The organism is Azospirillum thermophilum (genome assembly GCF_003130795.1).
Classification (GTDB): domain Bacteria; phylum Pseudomonadota; class Alphaproteobacteria; order Azospirillales; family Azospirillaceae; genus Azospirillum; species Azospirillum thermophilum.
In genome coordinates, this window is the sequence record NZ_CP029354.1 from 509,756 (window position 1) to 527,243 (window position 17,488).

Annotated in this window: 13 protein-coding genes; all 13 read right to left on the bottom strand. The window is 71.0% G+C overall.

What is annotated here, in order from left to right; translation table 11 throughout:
* Positions 1 to 57: 57 nt before the first annotated feature.
* Positions 58 to 1,182, bottom strand: coding sequence for an ABC transporter ATP-binding protein (locus DEW08_RS20505; RefSeq protein WP_109330744.1), 1,125 nt, complete (start codon positions 1,180 to 1,182; stop codon positions 58 to 60).
* A 5-nt stretch (positions 1,183 to 1,187) separates the two neighbouring features.
* On the bottom strand, positions 1,188 to 2,075 hold the full coding sequence (locus tag DEW08_RS20510; protein WP_245986725.1) for a carbohydrate ABC transporter permease: 888 nt from the start codon (positions 2,073 to 2,075) through the stop codon (positions 1,188 to 1,190).
* Positions 2,068 to 2,991 carry a carbohydrate ABC transporter permease gene (locus DEW08_RS20515; protein ID WP_109330746.1) on the bottom strand — a complete coding sequence of 308 codons (924 nt, stop codon included), beginning with the start codon at positions 2,989 to 2,991 and terminating at the stop codon, positions 2,068 to 2,070. Before DEW08_RS20515 ends, DEW08_RS20510 begins: the two co-directional genes overlap by 8 nt.
* The gene (locus DEW08_RS20520) at positions 2,988 to 4,211 is read right to left on the bottom strand and encodes an ABC transporter substrate-binding protein (RefSeq protein ID WP_245986726.1); all 1,224 of its coding nucleotides are present in this window, start codon (positions 4,209 to 4,211) and stop codon (positions 2,988 to 2,990) included. Before DEW08_RS20520 ends, DEW08_RS20515 begins: the two co-directional genes overlap by 4 nt.
* A 260-nt stretch (positions 4,212 to 4,471) precedes the next feature.
* Entirely contained in the window at positions 4,472 to 5,203 is a 732-nt protein-coding gene (gene pgl, locus DEW08_RS20525; protein WP_211107250.1) for a 6-phosphogluconolactonase, read from the bottom strand.
* A complete protein-coding gene (gene zwf, locus DEW08_RS20530) occupies positions 5,203 to 6,666 on the bottom strand; it encodes a glucose-6-phosphate dehydrogenase (protein WP_109330748.1) in 1,464 nt (487 codons plus the stop codon). Before zwf ends, pgl begins: the two co-directional genes overlap by 1 nt.
* 63 nt (positions 6,667 to 6,729) lie before the next feature.
* The gene (locus DEW08_RS20535) at positions 6,730 to 7,815 is read right to left on the bottom strand and encodes an ATP-dependent 6-phosphofructokinase (protein WP_109330750.1); all 1,086 of its coding nucleotides are present in this window, start codon (positions 7,813 to 7,815) and stop codon (positions 6,730 to 6,732) included.
* A 99-nt stretch (positions 7,816 to 7,914) separates the two neighbouring features.
* Positions 7,915 to 8,280 (bottom strand): PTS sugar transporter subunit IIB, encoded by a 366-nt coding sequence (locus tag DEW08_RS20540; RefSeq protein WP_109330752.1) that lies wholly within the window; start codon positions 8,278 to 8,280, stop codon positions 7,915 to 7,917.
* 25 nt (positions 8,281 to 8,305) lie between these two features.
* The gene (gene ptsG, locus DEW08_RS20545) at positions 8,306 to 9,802 is read right to left on the bottom strand and encodes a PTS glucose transporter subunit IIBC (RefSeq protein ID WP_109330754.1); all 1,497 of its coding nucleotides are present in this window, start codon (positions 9,800 to 9,802) and stop codon (positions 8,306 to 8,308) included.
* Between the two features lie 104 nt (positions 9,803 to 9,906).
* Positions 9,907 to 12,486, bottom strand: coding sequence for a phosphoenolpyruvate--protein phosphotransferase (gene ptsP / locus DEW08_RS20550; protein WP_109330756.1), 2,580 nt, complete (start codon positions 12,484 to 12,486; stop codon positions 9,907 to 9,909).
* A 551-nt stretch (positions 12,487 to 13,037) separates the two neighbouring features.
* Positions 13,038 to 14,489 carry an ATP-binding response regulator gene (locus DEW08_RS20555; RefSeq protein WP_168220447.1) on the bottom strand — a complete coding sequence of 484 codons (1,452 nt, stop codon included), beginning with the start codon at positions 14,487 to 14,489 and terminating at the stop codon, positions 13,038 to 13,040.
* Positions 14,486 to 15,634 carry a cache domain-containing protein gene (locus tag DEW08_RS20560; protein ID WP_146214740.1) on the bottom strand — a complete coding sequence of 383 codons (1,149 nt, stop codon included), beginning with the start codon at positions 15,632 to 15,634 and terminating at the stop codon, positions 14,486 to 14,488. Before DEW08_RS20560 ends, DEW08_RS20555 begins: the two co-directional genes overlap by 4 nt.
* Positions 15,635 to 15,933: 299 nt before the next feature.
* Complete coding sequence (locus tag DEW08_RS20565) at positions 15,934 to 17,382, bottom strand: catalase (RefSeq protein WP_109330761.1); 1,449 nt, start codon at positions 17,380 to 17,382, stop codon at positions 15,934 to 15,936.
* Between the last annotated feature and the right edge of the window lie 106 nt (positions 17,383 to 17,488).

Below are 17,488 nucleotides of genomic sequence, written 5' to 3' on the forward strand. Positions count from 1 at the left end.
AACCCTAGCCAAAAGCCGGGGATCCCGCCAGTGGCAACGACGCGCCCGGCCCTGCTGTCAAAGTCGCCGCCCGGTCTCCGGATCGAACAGGCTGGCCTGCAGCATGTCGATGACGAAGTCGGCGGTGGAGCCCTCCGGCGGGGCGTCGCCCGGCTTGACGCGGGCCGTGGCGCCGGCGTCGCCGAGGTCGATGTGCGTCAGCGTGTCGGCGCCGGTCGGCTCCAGCACCCTGACCCGGCACTCGATGCGCACGCTTTCCGGCTCGCCCGCCGGGGCGCCGCGGCCGCGGGTGATCGCCTCCGGGCGCAGGCCCAGCACGACGCCGCGCCCGACGCCGTCCGGGGGAAGGTCGGCATAGCGCCCGGCCAGCGGCAGGAACTGCACCGTCCGGCGGCCGTGCGCGAGGCAGCGGACCATGACGCCGAGCCGCCCGTCCTCCACCCCCAGGGTGGCCGGCAGCAGGTTCATCGGCGGCGCCCCGATGAAGCCCGCGACATAGATGTTGGCCGGCTCCTCGTAGACGCGCTGCGGCGGATCGACCTGCTGGATGACGCCGTCCTTCAGCACGGCGATGCGGGTCGCCAGCGTCATCGCCTCGCTCTGGTCGTGGGTGACGTAGACGATGGTGGCGCCCAGCCGCTGGTGCAGCCGCTTGATCTCCGTGCGCATGTCGACGCGCAGCTTGGCGTCGAGGTTCGACAGCGGCTCGTCGAACAGGAAGATGCGCGGGTTGCGGATGATGGCGCGGCCCATGGCGACGCGCTGGCGCTGGCCGCCCGAGAGCTGCGCCGGCTTGCGGTCGAGCAGATGGTCGATCTGCAGCATGCCGGCGACCCGCTGCACCGCCGCCGCCCGCTCGGCCCGCGGCACGCCGCGCATCTCAAGCCCGAAGCCGATGTTCCGCGCCACCGTCATGTTGGGGTAGAGCGCGTAGGACTGGAACACCATGGCGACGTCGCGGTCCTTGGGCGGCACGTCGTTCATCAGCCGCCCGTCGATGCGGATGGCGCCGCCGCTCACCGTGTCGAGGCCGGCGATCAGGTTCAGCAGGGTCGACTTGCCGCATCCCGACGGGCCGAGCAGCACCAGCAGCTCGCCGTCCTCCAGCGCCAGATCGATGCCGTTGAGCACGTCCTGCCCGGCGAAGCGCTTGCGGACGTTCTCGAGCGTGAGGGTCGCCATCGTGACTATCCCTTGACGGAACCGGCGGTCAGGCCGCGGACGAAGTAGCGGCCGGCCAGCGCATAGACGAGCAGCGTCGGCAGGGCGGCGATCATCGCGCCGGCCATGTCGACGTTGTACTGCTTCACGCCGGTCGTCGTGTTGACGAGGTTGTTGAGCGCCACCGTCACCGGCTGGGCATCGCCCGCGGCGAAGGAGGCGCCGTAGAGGAAATCGTTCCAGATCTGCGTGAACTGCCAGATGACGGTGACCACCAGGATGGGCCGGGCCAGCGGCAGCATGATCTTGAAGAAGATCTGGAAGAAGCCGGCGCCGTCGATGGTCGCCGCCTTCACCAGATCGTCGGGCAGGCTGACGAAGTAGTTGCGGAAGAACAGCGTGGTGAAGGGCAGCCCGTACACCACATGGACCAGGATCAGCCCGCTGGTCGTGCCGGCGATCTGCAGCCAGCCCAGCGTCTGCGCCATCGGCAGCAGCACGAGCTGGCTCGGCAGGAAGCTGCCGAACAGGATCAGGGCGAAGACGGCGTTGGCGCCGCGGAAGCGCCACTTGGTCAGGGCATAGCCGTTGAAGGCGCCGATCAGGGTGGAGATCAGCACGCTCGGCACCACCAGCAGCAGCGAGTTCCAGAAATAGGGGGCGAGGCCGGAACAGTCGACGCCGATGCAGGCCTTGTTCCAGGCATGGCCCCACGCCTCCAGGCTGATCTCGCGCGGCAGCGACAGCAGCGAGCCCGAGCGGATCTCGTCGATGCTCTTCAGCGAGGTGGAGAGCATGACGAGCAGCGGCGCCAGATAATAGAGCGCGAACAGGCCGAGCACGGCGAACAGGGCAAGCCGGCCGGCCAGTGCCGCCGGCCCGCGGCCGGGCGGCGGGGCGGCATCGTCAGACACGCTTGCCCCCCCTCAGTTCGGAATAGAGATAGGGCACGATGATCGCCATGACGGTCGCCAGCATCATGATGGCGCTGGCGGCGCCGACGTTGATCTGGTTCCGCCGGAAGGTCATCTCGTACATGAAGGTGGCCGGCAGGTCGGTGGCGAAGCCGGGGCCGCCGCCGGTCAGCGCCACGACGAGGTCGTAGCTCTTGACCGCCAGATGGGCCAGGATGACCACCGCGCTGAAGAAGACCGGGCGGACGGCGGGCAGGATGATGCCCCAGTAGATCCGCGCCGTGCTGGCGCCGTCCAGCCGGGCCGCCTTGACGATCTCCCCGTCCACCCCGCGCATCGCCGCCAGGAACAGCGCCATGACGAAGCCGGAGCTCTGCCACACCGCGGCGATCACCAGCGTGTAGACCGCGAGGTCGTGCCGCACGATCCAGTCCAGCGTGAAGTCCTCGAAGCCGAGGTCGCGCACGAACTGCTGGATGCCGATGGTGGGGTTCAGGATCCATTTCCAGGCGGTGCCGGTGACGATGAAGCTGAGCGCCATGGGATAGAGGTAGATGGTGCGCAGCAGCCCCTCCGCCCGGATGCGCTGGTCGATCAGCGCCGCCAGCAGCACCCCCACCGCCAGCGAGACCAGCACGAACAGCCCGCCGAACAGGATCAGGTTGGTCATGGCGATGTGCCAGCGCCCCATCTGCCACAGCCGCACATAGGCGTCGAAGCCGGCGAACTCGTAGACCGGCAGCAGACGCGAGGGCGTGACGCTGATCCAGGTCGTCCACAGCACGAATCCGTAGACGAACAGAAGGATGGCGGCGCAGGACGGCGCCAGCACGATCTTCGACATGTGCCGCTGCAGCAGCATCCGCCAGCGGGTCCGCCGGACGTCCGGCGCCGGGTCTGCCGTCGGCCCCGTCATCGCGCCAGCCCGATCGTCGCGACGAGGCGGTCCACCGCCTGGGCCGAGGTCATGCCGGTGTTGAAGTGCTCCGTCACCACGTCCAGGATCGCGCCGCGCACCGCGCCGGGCACGGCGATCTCGTGGGCCATGCTCGGCACCAGCGACCGGTCCTCCATGCTGCTCTTCAGATCCTCCATGGCCTGCTGCGCGCAGACGTCGAAGCGGTCGCGCGGCGTGTCCAGCCGGGCGGGGATCGACCCCTTGTAGAGGTTGAAGGTCTCCTGGAACTTCGGCCCGAAGACCAGCCGCGCCAGCAGCGTCTGCCCCGCCGCCTGGTCCGGCGTCCTGCCCTTGAACATCACGAAGCTGTCGCTGTTCAGGATGAAGCCCGGCGCCCCCGGCGCATGGGCGCACAGGAAGTCGCGGCCCGGCTGCCTGCCGGCCGCCAGGAACTCCCCCTTCGCCCAGTCGCCCATGATCTGCATCGCCGCCTCGCCGTTCATCACCATGGCGGTGGCGAGGTTCCAGTCGCGGCCGGAAAAGCCGGGATCGACATAGCCGCGCAGCCGCCGCATCTGGTCGAACACCCGGATCATGGTGTCGGAGCGCAGCGCCGCCTCGTCCAGCCCGACCAGCGCCCGGCGGAAGAAGTCGGCGCCGCCAATCCCCAGCACCACCGTCTCGAACAGGGTGGCGTCCTGCCAGGGCTGGCCGCCGTGGGCGAGCGGGACGATGCCCGCCGCCTTCAGCCGGTCGGCGGTGGCGTTGAACTCCTCCCAGCTCTGCGGCACGCGGGCGCCGACCCTGGCGAGCACCGCCGGGTTCGCCCAGATCCAGTTGACCTTGTGGATGTTCACCGGCACCGCGACGTAGTGCCCCTGGTACTTCACCACCTCCTGCAGGGCGGCCGGCTGCAGCGCGTCCCAGTGCTCCGCCGCGGCGACGTCGTCCAGCGTCACCAGCACCCCTTCGGAAGCCCAGTCCTTGATGTTCGGCCCCTTGAGCTGCACCACGGTCGGCGGCACCCCGGCCAGCGCGCGCGAGCGCAGCACCGTCGCCGCCGCGTCGCCGCCGCCGCCCGCCACCGGGGCGTCCTTCCAGGTGCCGCCCGCCGCCTCGAAATCCTGCTTCAGCACGGCGACCGCCCGCGATTCCCCGCCCGAGGTCCAGTAATGCAGCACCTCGACCCGCGGCTCGGCGGCGGCCGGCCCCGCCGACAGGGCGGCGGCGGACATCATGGCCGCGGACATCATTGCCGCGGACAGGGCGGCGGAGGCGGACATCATGGCCGCCCGCGGGCGGGATCGGTGGGACCGGTGCATGGCTTTCCTTCCGTCCACCGCCCGGCGGCCGGGCGTCTGGAGATGGGGAAAGGTGACCGCTTGCTCTGCCATGCGCCTTGATCTGCCACAGTGCCCCGGACGACGTCCCGCCCTTTTACCAGACCGCCCCCGAAGTACCAGCCTCCTTGCGCCCGCGCGCCCGCGGCCCGGACCGCTCAGTCCGCGTACCACACCGTCGTGCGGCCCGGACGGTCGAGCACGACGCGCACCGGCGCCTCCGCGACGCTGCGGCTGGCGAGCGCGCGGTCCAGCGCCTCGCGCTTGGCCGTCCCCTGGATCAGCAGATGGACATGCCCGGCGGCGCGCAGGCAGGGGGCGGTCAGGGTGATGCGCCGCTCGCCGTCCGCCGGCGCCCGGACCGGCAGCAGCGGATGCTCGCCCGCCGGGTCCAGCGCCGCCGCCAGCCCGGCGGCCCCGGGGAACAGCGAGGCGGTGTGCAGGTCGTCCCCCATGCCGAGCACGCAGACGTCGAGCGGCAGCACCGCCCGCGCCAGCTCCGCCGACCAGACGGCCAGCGACTCCTCCGGCGGCAGCGCCGGGTCGTAGAGCGGCACGAGGCGCGCGGCCCGCGCCGGCCCCGCCAGCAGCGTGGCGGCGACCAGCCGGTAGTTGGAGCGCGGATGGTCGGCGGGCACGCAGCGCTCGTCGCTGAGCGTCACCGTCACCCGCTCCCACGGCAGGGGTTCGGCACCCAGCCGTTCCAGGAAGGGGCCGGGCGTGGTGCCGCCGGGCACCGCGAGCGAGGCCCGCCCGTGGGTGTCCAGGGCGTGGCGCAGCTCCCCGGCGACCTCGGCCGCCAGCCGGGCGGCCAGCGCCCCGCGGCTCTCGGCGACGATCATGTCCATCGGCATCACCTGGGTCATCACGTGCGGCATGAGGTTCGGCATCACTCGATCTCCCTCCAGCGGCGGCGGTCGCGATGCAGCAGCATCAGCGCGTCCTCCGGCCCCGAGGAGCCGGGATCATAGGGGTGCGGCCGGTCCTTGCGGTCCTCCCAGTCGGCGATGATGGGATCGACCCAGGCCCAGGCGGCCTCCACCTCGTCACCGCGCATGAACAGCGTCTGGTCGCCGCGCATCACGTCCATCACCAGCCGCTCGTAGGCGTCGGGCATGCGCAGGCCGTGCTCGCGCAGCGTGGCGTCGAAGGTCATGTCCAGCTCGGCCGGGGCCAGCCGCATGCCGCCGGGACCCGGATCCTTGATCGTCAGCCCCAGCTTGATGCCCTCGTTGGGCTGCAGGCGGATGCACAGCACGTTGGGGCCGGGATGGCGGCTGCGGCTGCGGAAGATCGAATGCGGCGCCTCCTTGAACTGGACGACGATCTCCGACATGCGGCTGCGCAGCCGCTTGCCGGTGCGCAGGTAGAAGGGAACGCCGGCCCAGCGCCAGTTCGACACCTCGGCGCGCAGCGCGACGAAGCTCTCGGTCCGGCTGTCCGGCCGCTCCGCCTCGTCGTGGTAGGACGGGGTGCGGCTGCCGCAGCGGTACTGGCCGCGCACGACGTGCAGCGGATCGGTGACGGGCGCGAGCGAGCGCAGCACCTTCAGCTTCTCGTCGCGCACCGCGTCGGGGTCGAAGCGGGCCGGCGGCTCCATCGCCACCAGGCAGAGGAGCTGCAGCAGGTGGTTCTGCACCATGTCCCGCATGGCGCCGACGCCGTCGTAATACTGGCCGCGCCCGGTGATGCCCACCGTCTCGGCGACGGTGATCTGCACATGGTCGATGTGATGGCCGTTCCACAGCGGCTCGAACAGCGTGTTGGCGAAGCGCAGCGCCATCAGGTTCTGGACCGTCTCCTTCCCGAGATAATGGTCGATCCGGTAGATCTGCGTCTCGGGGAAGCGGGCCGACAGGCTGCGGTTCAGCGCGCGGGCGGTGGCGAGGTCGTGGCCGAAGGGCTTCTCCACCACCAGCCGGAACCGCTCGTCGGCGATGCCCAGCGCATGGGTGCGGGCGGCGATCGGCTCGAACAGGTGCGGCGCCACCGACAGGTAGAAGGCGCGCACCGGCCGGTCGGAGGCGTCGAGCCGCGTCTTCAGCATCTCCCAGCCCAGCTCGCCGCCGGCATCGATCTGCTGGTAGCCCATGCAGGAGAGGAAGCGGCGGCGCGTCTCGGGGTCGAGCCGCTCGGGCTCGACGAACTCCGTCAGGGCGGAGTCCACCGTGCGCAGATACTCCTCCTCGCCCATGTCGGAGCGGGCGACGCCGACCACCCGCGCCCCGTCCGGCATCTGGCCGTCGCGGAAGCGGTGGTAGAGCGCCGGGATCAGCTTGCGCCGCGCAAGGTCTCCGGTGGCGCCGAAGACGATCAGGTCGAAGGGATCAACGGGAACGACATGGGCCACCATCGGCACTCTCCTGTCGGTATGGGTCTCTGGTCGGATGGGGACGGGGGATGCCGCCGGTGGGGGTCAGTCGCCGAGGCTGATGCCCAGGCCGCGGGCCGTGGTGATCAGCGGGTCGTCGGGCAGCACGCGCGCGTTGCGGGCGATGGCCTCGGCCAGCGGCACGCTGTGGACGCCGCGGTTGGACCAGGCGACCATGCGGTCGAACTGCCCCTCGGCGATCAGGTCCACGGCATGGACGCCGAAGGCCGAGGCGATCAGCCGGTCGCGCGGGCTGGGCGGGCTGCCGCGCTGGACGTGGCCCAGCACGGTGACGCGCGTCTCGGCCCCCGTCGCCTCGCTGATGCGGTCGCCGATGTAGCTGCCGATCCCGCCATAGCGGGTCTCGCCGCCATGGTAGGCGCGGGTGACGCCGGATCCGTCGAGCGTCTTCACCGCCTCCGACACCACGACCAGCGCGAAGTTGCGGCCGGTGGAGCGGACTTGGCGGATCTTGGCGGCGACCGCCTCGATGGAATAGGCGATCTCCGGGATCAGGATGACGTCGGCGCCGCCGGCGATGCCGGCCGCCAGCGCGATGTGCCCGGCGTCGCGGCCCATCACCTCCAGCACCATCACGCGCTGGTGGCTGGCCGCGGTGGGCTGCAGCCGGTCCAGCGCCTCGACCGCCACGCCGACCGCCGTGTCGAAGCCGACCGACACCTCGGTCAGGCCGAGGTCGTTGTCGATGGTCTTGGGCACGCCGACGAAGGGGATCTCCGCCTTCTGCGCCAGCCGGCGCAGGATGGCGAAGCTGCCGTCGCCGCCGATGCCGATCAGCGCGTCGAGGCCGAGCTCGCGGAAGCCGCCGATGACCTCGTCGGAGCGGTCGCGGACCGTGCCGTCGCCCATGGGATAGGCGAAGGGCTCGCCGCGGTTGGTGGTGCCGAGGACGGTGCCGCCGAGCCGCAGCATGGCGCCGTCCACCATGCCCAGCGACATGACCTGGTAATCGACGGGCCGCCGCAGCAGGCCCTGGGTGCCTTCCCGCAGCCCGATCACCGACCAGCCGTAGGTCAGCTCCGCCCGGTGGACCGCGGCGCGGATGACCGCGTTCAATCCGGCGCAGTCGCCGCCGCTGGTGAGGATGCCGATACGCTTCTGAGTGCTCATAACCGCCTCTTCGACGCCGTCCCGCTGAGGGGAGCGGGGGCCCGCCCCTTCCCCCGGCTTCCTGCCGGGGTCGGGGGCGGGAGTGGGACGTGGATCCGGTCAGGCCGCCTGCCGCTGCTCGGCCGGCAACCCGACGATCAGGTGCAGGGTTCCGGCAGCCAGGGTCGCGACGGCGAGGACGCCGGCACGGCCGAGGGCCTCCTGATCGACCAGCCCGCCGTCCAGCAGCTCGACGCGCAGCCGGGTCAGGGCGATCGGCTCGATCGCCTTGATGTTGGCCTCGCCGCCGAGCGCCTTGCGGAGCGCCGGCGAACCGGCGGCCCGCCGCAGGGCGGCACCATCGTCGTCCGTCGCCGGGGCTGCGGCCTCGGGCTGGGCCGCAGCCGGGGCCGCAGCCGGGGCCGGAGCGGACTCCGGAGCCGCCAGGGAGAGGCCGATCTTCTTCAGGAACGAGAATGCGGACATGTGCGGATCTCCTGCTCGGGTGCCGTCAGCCTGCCGTCACGGCCGCCTGGGACCGCGTCCCGTCGGCCGAGCCGGCGGTGGCCTTCAGGTACTCCTGCATTTCGGTCTTCAGGTTCTCCGACAGCGGGCCGAAGATCGCCTGGATGCCGCTGCCGACCACGAGGACGCCGGCAGCACCCATCGCCTTCAGCTTGGCCTGGTCGACCTGCTTCGGGTCACGCACCGCGACGCGCAGCCGGGTGATGCAGGCGTCGAGGCTGGCGATGTTGGCCCGGCCGCCGAAGGCGCGCACCAGGTCGCCGGCCCGGCCGCCGGCCTCGTCGCCGGACACCGCAAGGGCGGCGGTCTCGGCGGCCTCCACCTCGCGGCCCGGGGTCTTCAGGTCGAACATGCGGATGGCGGCCCGGAACACGGTGTAGTAGATGCCGGCATAGATCGGGCCGAGGATCAGCACCAGCCACCAGCGCTGCGCGTTCACGCCGAGCGCGTTGAACAGCACGAAGTCGATGCCGCCCTGCGAGAAGGTGAAGCCCATGTGCATGTCCAGCGTGTTGGCCAGGAACTGCGTCGTGGCGGCCAGCACGGCATGGATCAGGTAGAGGACCGGGGCGACGAACAGGAAGGAGAACTCGATCGGCTCGGTGATGCCGGTGAGGAAGGAGGCCAGCGCCGCCGACAGCATCATGCCGCCGACCTTGACGCGCTGCTCGGGACGGGCCTCGTGCCAGATGGCGATGGCCGCGGCCGGCAGGCCGAACATCTTGAACAGGAAGGCACCGGCCAGGATGCCGGCGGTGCGGTCACCCGCGAAGAAGCGGTTGATGTCGCCGTGGACCACCTTGCCGGCGGCGTCGGTGAAGCTGCCGATCTCGAAGAAGAAGGGCACGTTCCAGATGTGGTGCAGGCCGAAGGGGATCAGCAGACGCTCGACGAAGCCGTAGACGGTCGCCGCCAGACGCGGGTCGCTCTCGGCGGCCCAGTGCGAGAAGACGTCGATGCCCGACTGGACCGGCGGCCACACCACCGACAGGGCGGCGCCCAGCAGGATCGCCGACAGGCCGGTGATGATCGGAACGAAGCGCTTGCCGGCGAAGAAGCCGAGATAGGCCGGCAATGCGATCTTGTAATAGCGGTTGAACATGAAGGCGGCGAGCGCGCCGGCCAGGATGCCGCCGAACACGCCCGTCTCCATGGACGGGATGCCCATGATGACCTTGGGCGTCAGGCCCCAGACGCCGGCCATCACGCCGAGTGTCGCGAGCATCACCATGTAGCCGATGGCCGCCGCGATGGCCGCGACGCCGTCATTCTCGGTGAAGCCCAGCGCCACGCCGATGGCGAAGATCAGCGGCAGGTTGCCGAAGATCACGTCGCCGGAATGCTTCATCAGGCTCGACATCAGTTCGGGCATCCACCCGAAGTCCGCCGCGCCGATACCCAGAAGCAGGCCCGCCACCGGCAGAACCGCGACCGGCAGCATCAGCGATTTGCCGATTTTCTGCAGAAATGCGAATGGAGACATTTCCACCCTCCAGTTGGGCAAAGGTCTTGCGCATCCCGACCGGGCGGATTGCCCGGCCGGGTCCCTCATTCAAAAAACTCGGTCCTGGGAGGCGCCCCGGCCGGTCAGCCGCCGTAGGGGGCCAGCCTCGCCCGCACCTCGGCGGCCGTCGCCATGCCCAGCACCTCGCGCGCCAGTTCCTGGCACTCGGCGCGGGTGACGCGGCCGATGATGGCCTTGACCGCCCCGATGGCCGGCACGCCCACCGACAGCTCGTCGACGCCGAGACCGATCAGCACCGGCACCGCCATGACGTCCGACGCGATGCCGCCGCACACGCCGACCCACTTGCCGTGGGCGTGCGCCCCCTCGACGGTCATGGCGATCATGCGCAGCACCGCCGGGTGCAGGCCGTCCGCCTGCTTGGCGAGCTGCGGGTGCCCGCGGTCCATCGCCAGCGTGTACTGGGTCAGGTCGTTGGTGCCGATCGAGAAGAAGTCGACCTCGCGGGCCAGCACCTCGGAGAGCACCGCCGCCGACGGCACCTCCACCATGATGCCGACCTTGGCGGTGACGCCCAGCGCGGCCTGCTCCTCCTCCAGGATGGCGCGGGCGCGCCGCAGCTCGTCGATGCCGGCGACCATCGGGAACATGATGTGCAGGTTGGCGAGCGGTGCCGCCCGCAGGATCGCCCGGAGCTGGACGCGCAGCAGATCCTGCCGGTCCAGGCTGACGCGGATCCCGCGCATGCCGAGGAAGGGGTTGTCCTCGCGCGGCAGCGGCATGTAGGCGAGCGGCTTGTCGCCGCCGGCATCCAGCGTGCGGATCACCAGCGGCCGTTCGCGGCCCAGCGCCTCGGCGACCTCGCGGTAGGCGGCGGCCTGCTCCTCCTCGCTCGGCGCATCGGGCCGCTCGTCGAACAGGAACTCGGACCGCAGCAGCCCGACCCCCTCGGCGCCGCCGGCGACCGCGGCGCGGGCGTCCTCGCCGCCGCTGACGTTGGCGACCACCTCGACGCGGTGGCCGTCGCGGGTCACCGCCGGGGCGTGGGCGGCCTGCTGCTCCAGCCGGTGGCGCTCCACCTGCTCGGCCAGCCGGCGCTTCGCCTCGGCCAGCTCCGCCTCGTCCAGATCGCGCTTCAGCGTGCCGCGGCTGCCGTCGAGCAGGACCGGGGTACCGTCGGCGAGGTCGAGGACCCGGTCGTCGGCGCCGACCACCGCCGGCAGTCCGAAGGAGCGCGCGATGATCGCCAGATGGCTGGTGGCGCCGCCGCCGACGGTGCAGATGCCGCGCACGCGGCTGCGGTCGAGCCCGGCGAGTTCCGAGGGCGACAGCTCCTCCGCCACCAGGACGGCGTCCTCCGGCAGGACGACCTCGTTGCTGCGGGCGCCGACGAGCTGGACCAGCACCCGGCGGCCGACGTCGCGGACGTCGGCGGCGCGCTCGCGCAGCAGCGGGTTGTCCAGCATCTCCAGCCTGGCGGCGCAGCCGGCGAAGGCCTGCTGCCAGGCATAGGCGGCGCTGTTGCCCTCGCCGATGCGCCGGCGCACCTCGTCCAGCAGGTCGGGGTCCTGCAGCAGCTCCTTGTGGGCGTCGAGGATGCGCGCCTTGTGCGGCGTCGCCATGTGGATCTTCAGCCCGTCGAGCTGCTCGGCCGCGATGGCGAGCGCCGCCTCGAAGGCTGCGAGCTCCTCGGCGGCCGGGCCGCCGGTCTGCTCCACGGTCAGCCCGTCCTGGCGAACCTGGAAGATGCGCCCCAGCGCCAGGCCGGGCGAGGCGGACACGCCGGTGAAGGTGCGCCCGTCGCCGGCCGCGACGCGCGGCCTGGCGGCCTGCGGTGCGGCGGCGGCGGGGGAAGAAACGGGTGCGGCAGGCGCCTGCCCCGGCGCCTCGCCGCACCCCTCGGCGAGCAGCATGGCGAGGGCTTGCACGGCCGCTTCGGCGTCCGGCCCGCTTGCCCTCACCCGCAGCCGGTCGCCGAACCGGGTGGCGAGCCCCATGATGGCGACGACCGACTTGCCGTTGACGGCGGTGTCGTCGCGCAGCAGGGCGATGTCGGATGCGAAGCTCTTGGCCTTCGCGGCGAAGACGGCGGCCGGGCGGGCGTGCAGCCCGGAGGGATTGGGCAGAGCCACCTCCGGCGACAGCAGCGGCTCCGCGCCCGCGGCGGCCGGACCCTGCCCCGCCCCGCCCTGATTGGCAGGGGCCGCGTCGCTTCCCGCGAGGCGCAGGCGCAGGATCGGGGTCTTGCCCGCCTCCACCAGCCCGCTGGCCGGCGCCATCTCCAGCACGCGCTCGCCTTCGGTGATGACGATCTGGGTCAGCAGGCTGCGCGCGCTGCGGCCGACCTGGTCGAGGTCGAAGACGATCAGCGGCTGCCCGGCATGGACGCGGTCGCCCTCCTGCACCAGTGGGGCGAAGCCCTCGCCGCGCAGCATCACGGTGTCGATGCCGATGTGCAGCAGCACGTCGAGCCCGTCGTCCGTGTGGATGGTCACGGCGTGGTGGGCCTTGTGGAGCTGGGTGACGACGCCGTCGACCGGGGCGAGCAGGTTGTCGGAGGTGGGATCGAGCGACACGCCGTCGCCGACCATCTTGTTGGCGAAGACGGGGTCGGGAACGGTTTCCAGCGGGACCAGGATGCCGGAAAGCGGTGCGGTGATCTCGCGCACGGTGTGCTCGCGCAGGGACGACGCAGACGTCATGGGTGCTGTCCTATGGGCAGGCGGGACTGGCCGGGGTCCGGGCGGAGGCACGCACCTGCCCGCCGCCGGAACGATCATGGTCCCGGCGTGGAGGCCGTGCCGGGCGCACCGCGGCGCGCCGGCCTCTTCATGTCCCGTGAGGGGTGTCGCTCGATTGGGTGCCGGTGATGCGGCGCCGCCGGAGAGGCCGAGGGAGGAAGCGGGCCGCCCGATCGTAGCGCTGCGAAGGCCGGCCCGGCTTAAGGCGCGGGGACGGCCGCCGGCAAGGGCGGTCGCAGGCGCTTCTTCGGGCTCGCACTGCCGGTGATCCGGCGTGCCGGACCTGCCCCGTCAAGGGAACGCAGGAGCCCCGGTCGCGAGTCTTCCATGGTGTTCCTCCAGCTCTCGGAGCCGGCCCAGGACCGGCACCCTTTCTTGATTTCCCTTATATCTGCCGGAGTTTACCCACGGCCGGCCGTTGGCGGGCGAACAATGTTGTATCAGTCGGGTAACAAGCCCGGCGGGCTGATACAAAAAGTTACAAAGCCGCCCGCCACGCGGCGGCGGGCCCGTCAGGCGACGCCGAAGTGCCGTTCCATTTCACGGCGCAGCACGCCGGGCGGCACCGGCTTGTGCAGCACGGGCAGCCGCTGCGCCGCCGCGTCGTGCAGCGCCTCGCCGCCGGTCTCCCCGGTGATGATCAGCGCCGGAACGTCGGCGCCGACGATCTCGCGGATCGAGCGGACGGCCTCGGTCCCGACCCTGCCCTCGCGCAGCCGGTAGTCGCACAGGATCAGATCCGGCTGCCGGCCGAGGCGCCGCAGCCCGTCCACGGCGTCCGCCGAGGACTGGGCCGCCAGCACCTCCAGCCCCCAGGAGCGCAGCATGGCCTCCAGCGCCCTCAGCACGACGACGTCGTCATCCACCAGGACGACGAAGCGGCCGGACGGGCCCGCCGGCACCTCCTCGCCGGCCGCTCCGCCGGCCGCCCCGTGGTTGTCGTTGGCCCGCACGGAGTCGAAGGCGATGGGCAGCAGGATGACGAACTCGGTGCCGATGCCGGGCTGCGAGCGGACCTCGACCGGATGATCGAGCAGGATGGACAGGCGGCGGACGATCGCCAGCCCGAGGCCCAGGCCCTTGGTCCGGTCGCGCTCGGGATTGTCGACCTGATGGAACTCCTCGAAAACCAGTCCCAGATGGTCTTCCGGAATGCCGATCCCGGTGTCGCGCACGGTGATCCGGACGCGGTCCCCCGCTTCCTGGCAGTCGATGGAGATCTCGCCGCTGCGGGTGTATTTGACCGCGTTGTCGATGAGGTTGCGCAGCATCTGCGACAGCAGCACGGGGTCCGTCCGGACGGGAAGGGGGCAGCCCGCCGCCCGCCATCCGATCCCCTTGGCCGCCGCCGCCGCGGCATAGCCGGCCTCGATGTCGGCCAGCACGTCGTTGAGGACGGTCGGCTGCATCAGGGGATGCACGGCCCCGGCGTCCAGCCGCGACACGTCGAGCAGGCGGTTGAGCAGCTCGGTCAGGACGTTCAGGCCCTGCTGGACATGGTCCAGCGCGTCGAGGCCGTCGTTCGACACGTGGCGGCGCAGGATTTCCATGAACAGGTACGTCGCCTGGAGCGGCTGGCGCAGGTCGTGGCTGGCCGCCGCCAGGAACTTCGATTTCGACAGGTTCGCGCGCTCGGCCTCGGACTTCGCGCGGTGGAGGCTGTCCTCGGCCTGGCGGCGGCTGGTGATGTCCCGCATGATGCCGGTGAAGCGGCGCTCGCCCGCGACCGTCCATTCGGCGATCGAGAGTTCCAGCGGGAACACCGATCCGTCCTTGCGCCGGCCCAGGACCTCCCGCCCGATGCCGATGATCCGCCGCTCGCCCGTCCTCAGGTAATGGCCGAGATACTCGTCGTGCCGGGACCGGTCCGGGTCCGGCATCAGCATGCGGACGTTGCGGCCGGCCATCTCCTCGACGGTATAGCCGAACAGCCGCTCCGCCGCCGGATTGACCGCCTGGATCACCCCCGGTCGTTGATGATCACGAAGGCGTCCACCGCGGTATCGACGATGGAGCGCAGGCGCGCCTCGCTCAGCCGCAGGGCGGTCTCGGCCTCCTTGCGGATGCGCGCCTCGGTCTCCAGATCCTCGGCCAGGGCGTCGAAGGCCTGGCCGACGGCGATCATCTCCGTGCTGCCGCCGGTCAGGCCGGCCCGCGCCGAATGGTCGCCGCGGCGCCATCTTGCGGTCGCGGCCACCAGGGCGGCCACCGGTTCGGCGATCTGGCGCTGCATGTCCCGCCAGACCAGCAGGAGGCCGGCGACGGCCAAGATGGCCGTCAGCACCGCAAAGCGGATGGCGGCCTCGTCGACCGGAGCCAGCACCGCCTCCTCGTCGAGGCCGACGGCCACGAACAGCCCCTCCGCGCCACTGGCCAGCGGGACGTATCCGAACAGCCGCCTCACCCCGTCGAGGCCGGCCAGCTCCGTGGTCCCGGCCTCCGCCGCGCGGATCATCGCGATGTAGTGGTCGGGAAGGCGGGTTCCGACCAGCCCCGGGCTCTCCGGCAGGCGGGCGAGCAGGACCCCGTCGCCGTCCGCGATGTCGACCACCGCGTCGTTGGGCAGGGGACGGGTTCTCAGGAACTCGGACAGCCACCCCAGCGAGAGATAGGCGGTCACCAGCCCCGGGCGCCCGTCCGTTCCCTCATAGCGGATGGCGAACGGCAGGGCGGGCTCTCCGGTCGTCCGCACCCGGATGTAGGCCCCGACCGTGAAGTCGCCCGACTGCAGGGCCGCCCGCACATGAGGACGGTCCGCGATGCTGATCCCCACCGAAGCGGCGTCCGTCGCGCACCGGATGACGCCGTCAGCGTCGGTCGCCTGGATCTGCAGATAGCCGGGGAATCCCCGCTTGGCCTGCGTCAGGACCGTCTGGCATGCCGCGAAGTTGCCGCTGCGGATGATCGGCAGGGTCCTCAGGATGCCGAGCGCCTGCTCGGCTCCCTGGATGATCTGATCCTGCGCGGCGTCGATCAGAGTGGCCAGGTTCAGGACCTGCTGCCGCACCTCCTTCACCCGGATCTGGCGGATGGAAACCTGGTTGTAGGTTTCCATGGCGGCGATCGGCACCATGGCCAGGATCACGAACAGCATAAGACGCCGCGTCAAGCTCATGCCGCCCACCGCCATTCTCCCGCACCGAAAGGGGGAGCTTCCAAGCCAACAATGGTGTCCTCTTACTAGGCTTTAGTCTAGAGAGATGAGCAGCACCATACAAAATAGTTGCGCCGATGGAGACGATTTCAAAGATCTAGGCCCGCTCCGCTTCATGCCCGCGGCTATGGACTTTCCCGGAAAGGCGGACGGCTCTGCCGCCGGGGGCAAATGCGGAGGGCGGGAGCGTCCTCCGTCCGCTCCCGCCCCCGCTTCCGTCTCCCGTGCCTTTTCCGGCCGCCCCGCGGCCGCCGCTACCCGGCGGCGACCGCCGCCACGCCCAGCCGCCGGGCGACGCCGGCGCCGTAGCGCTCGTCGGCCGCATGGAAATGCGCGAGCTGGCGCTGCCGGATGGCCGCCGGCGCGTTGCGCAGGGAGCCTGCGATGTTGTCCATCAGCCGCTCCTGCGCCTCGGTCCCGATCAGGCGGAACAGGGCGCCGGCCTGGGCATAGTCGTCGTTGCCCGCGCGGTGGTCGTAGCGGGCGGCGTCGCCGCCGATGCGCAGCGGGGGTTCCGCCGCCGCCGGGGTCTCGGTCGGCCCGCCGAAGCTGTTGGGCTCGTAGTTCGGCCCGCCGCCGCCGTTGCCGTCGAAGCGCATCGCCCCGTCGCGCTGGTAGGTGTGGACCGGGCAGCCGTGCGGCCGGTTGACCGGCAGCAGGCCGTAGTTGCCGCCCAGCCGGTAGCGGTGCGCGTCGGCATAGGCGAACAGGCGGCCCTGCAGCATCTTGTCCGGGCTGAAGGAGATGCCGGGCACCACGCTGGCCGGGCTGAAGGCGGCCTGCTCCACCTCGGCGAAGAAGTTCTCCGGGTTGCGGTTCAGCATCATCTCGCCGATCTCGATCAGCGGATAGTCGCCGTGCGGCCACACCTTGGTCAGGTCGAAAGGGTTCAGGTGGTAGGCGTCGGCCTCCAGCTCCGGCATGATCTGGACGGAGACGGTCCAGGCCGGGAAATCGCCGTCGGCGATCGCGGCGTAGAGGTCGCGGGTGGCGTGGTCCGGGTCGATGCCGGCCATCCGCACCGCCTGCTCCGCCGTGAAGTTCCCGATCCCCTGGCGGGTCTTGAAGTGGTACTTGACCCAGAAGCGCTCGCCGGCCGCGTTGATCCACGAGAAGGTGTGGCTGCCGAACCCGTCCATGTGGCGGTAGCTGCGCGGCGTGCCGCGGTCGCTGAACAGGATGGTCAGCTGGTGCATCGTCTCCGGCGACAGCGAGAAGAAGTCCCACATGGCGGTGGGGTCCTTCAGGTTGGTCGCGGGATTGCGCTTCTGCGTGTGGATGAAGTCGGGGAACTTCAGCGGGTCGCGCAGGAAGAACACCGGCGTGTTGTTGCCGACGAGGTCGTAGTTGCCCTCCTCCGTGTAGAACTTGACGGCGAAGCCGCGCGGGTCGCGCTCGGCGTCGGCCGAGCCCTTCTCGCCGCCGACGGTGGAGAAGCGGACGAACACCTCGGTCTCCTTGCCGACCGCCGACAGGAAGGCGGCGCGGGTGTAGGGCGTGACGTCGCGGGTGACGCGGAACACGCCGTAGGCCCCGGCCCCCTTGGCATGGACCACCCGCTCCGGGATCCGCTCGCGGTTGAAGTGGGCCAGCTTCTCGATCAGATGGAAGTCCTGCAGGAGGACGGGGCCGCGCGGCCCGGCGGTCAGGGAGTTCTGGTTGTCGGCGACGGGCTGGCCGAAACTGGTCGTCAGGCCGGTCATGGGGCTCTCCTTGTCTTCGATCTGCTGTCGTTGTTCGCTGCCCCTGGTTATCCGCCGGCGATGGCGATATATCAAAGACATGGTTCCACATGATCCGATAGACGAT

What these genes read in the sequence shown, in the direction of transcription:
- DEW08_RS20505 (WP_109330744.1), bottom strand. Translation starts at nt 1,182, where the DNA reads ATGGCGACCCTCACGCTCGAGAACGTCCGCAAGCGCTTCGCCGGGCAG.
- DEW08_RS20515 (WP_109330746.1), bottom strand. Translation starts at nt 2,991, where the DNA reads ATGACGGGGCCGACGGCAGACCCGGCGCCGGACGTCCGGCGGACCCGC.
- DEW08_RS20520 (WP_245986726.1), bottom strand. Translation starts at nt 4,211, where the DNA reads ATGATGTCCGCCGCCGCCCTGTCGGCGGGGCCGGCCGCCGCCGAGCCG.
- pgl (WP_211107250.1), bottom strand. Translation starts at nt 5,203, where the DNA reads ATGCCGAACCTCATGCCGCACGTGATGACCCAGGTGATGCCGATGGAC.
- zwf (WP_109330748.1), bottom strand. Translation starts at nt 6,666, where the DNA reads ATGGTGGCCCATGTCGTTCCCGTTGATCCCTTCGACCTGATCGTCTTC.
- DEW08_RS20535 (WP_109330750.1), bottom strand. Translation starts at nt 7,815, where the DNA reads ATGAGCACTCAGAAGCGTATCGGCATCCTCACCAGCGGCGGCGACTGC.
- DEW08_RS20540 (WP_109330752.1), bottom strand. Translation starts at nt 8,280, where the DNA reads ATGTCCGCATTCTCGTTCCTGAAGAAGATCGGCCTCTCCCTGGCGGCT.
- ptsG (WP_109330754.1), bottom strand. Translation starts at nt 9,802, where the DNA reads ATGTCTCCATTCGCATTTCTGCAGAAAATCGGCAAATCGCTGATGCTG.
- ptsP (WP_109330756.1), bottom strand. Translation starts at nt 12,486, where the DNA reads ATGACGTCTGCGTCGTCCCTGCGCGAGCACACCGTGCGCGAGATCACC.
- DEW08_RS20565 (WP_109330761.1), bottom strand. Translation starts at nt 17,382, where the DNA reads ATGACCGGCCTGACGACCAGTTTCGGCCAGCCCGTCGCCGACAACCAG.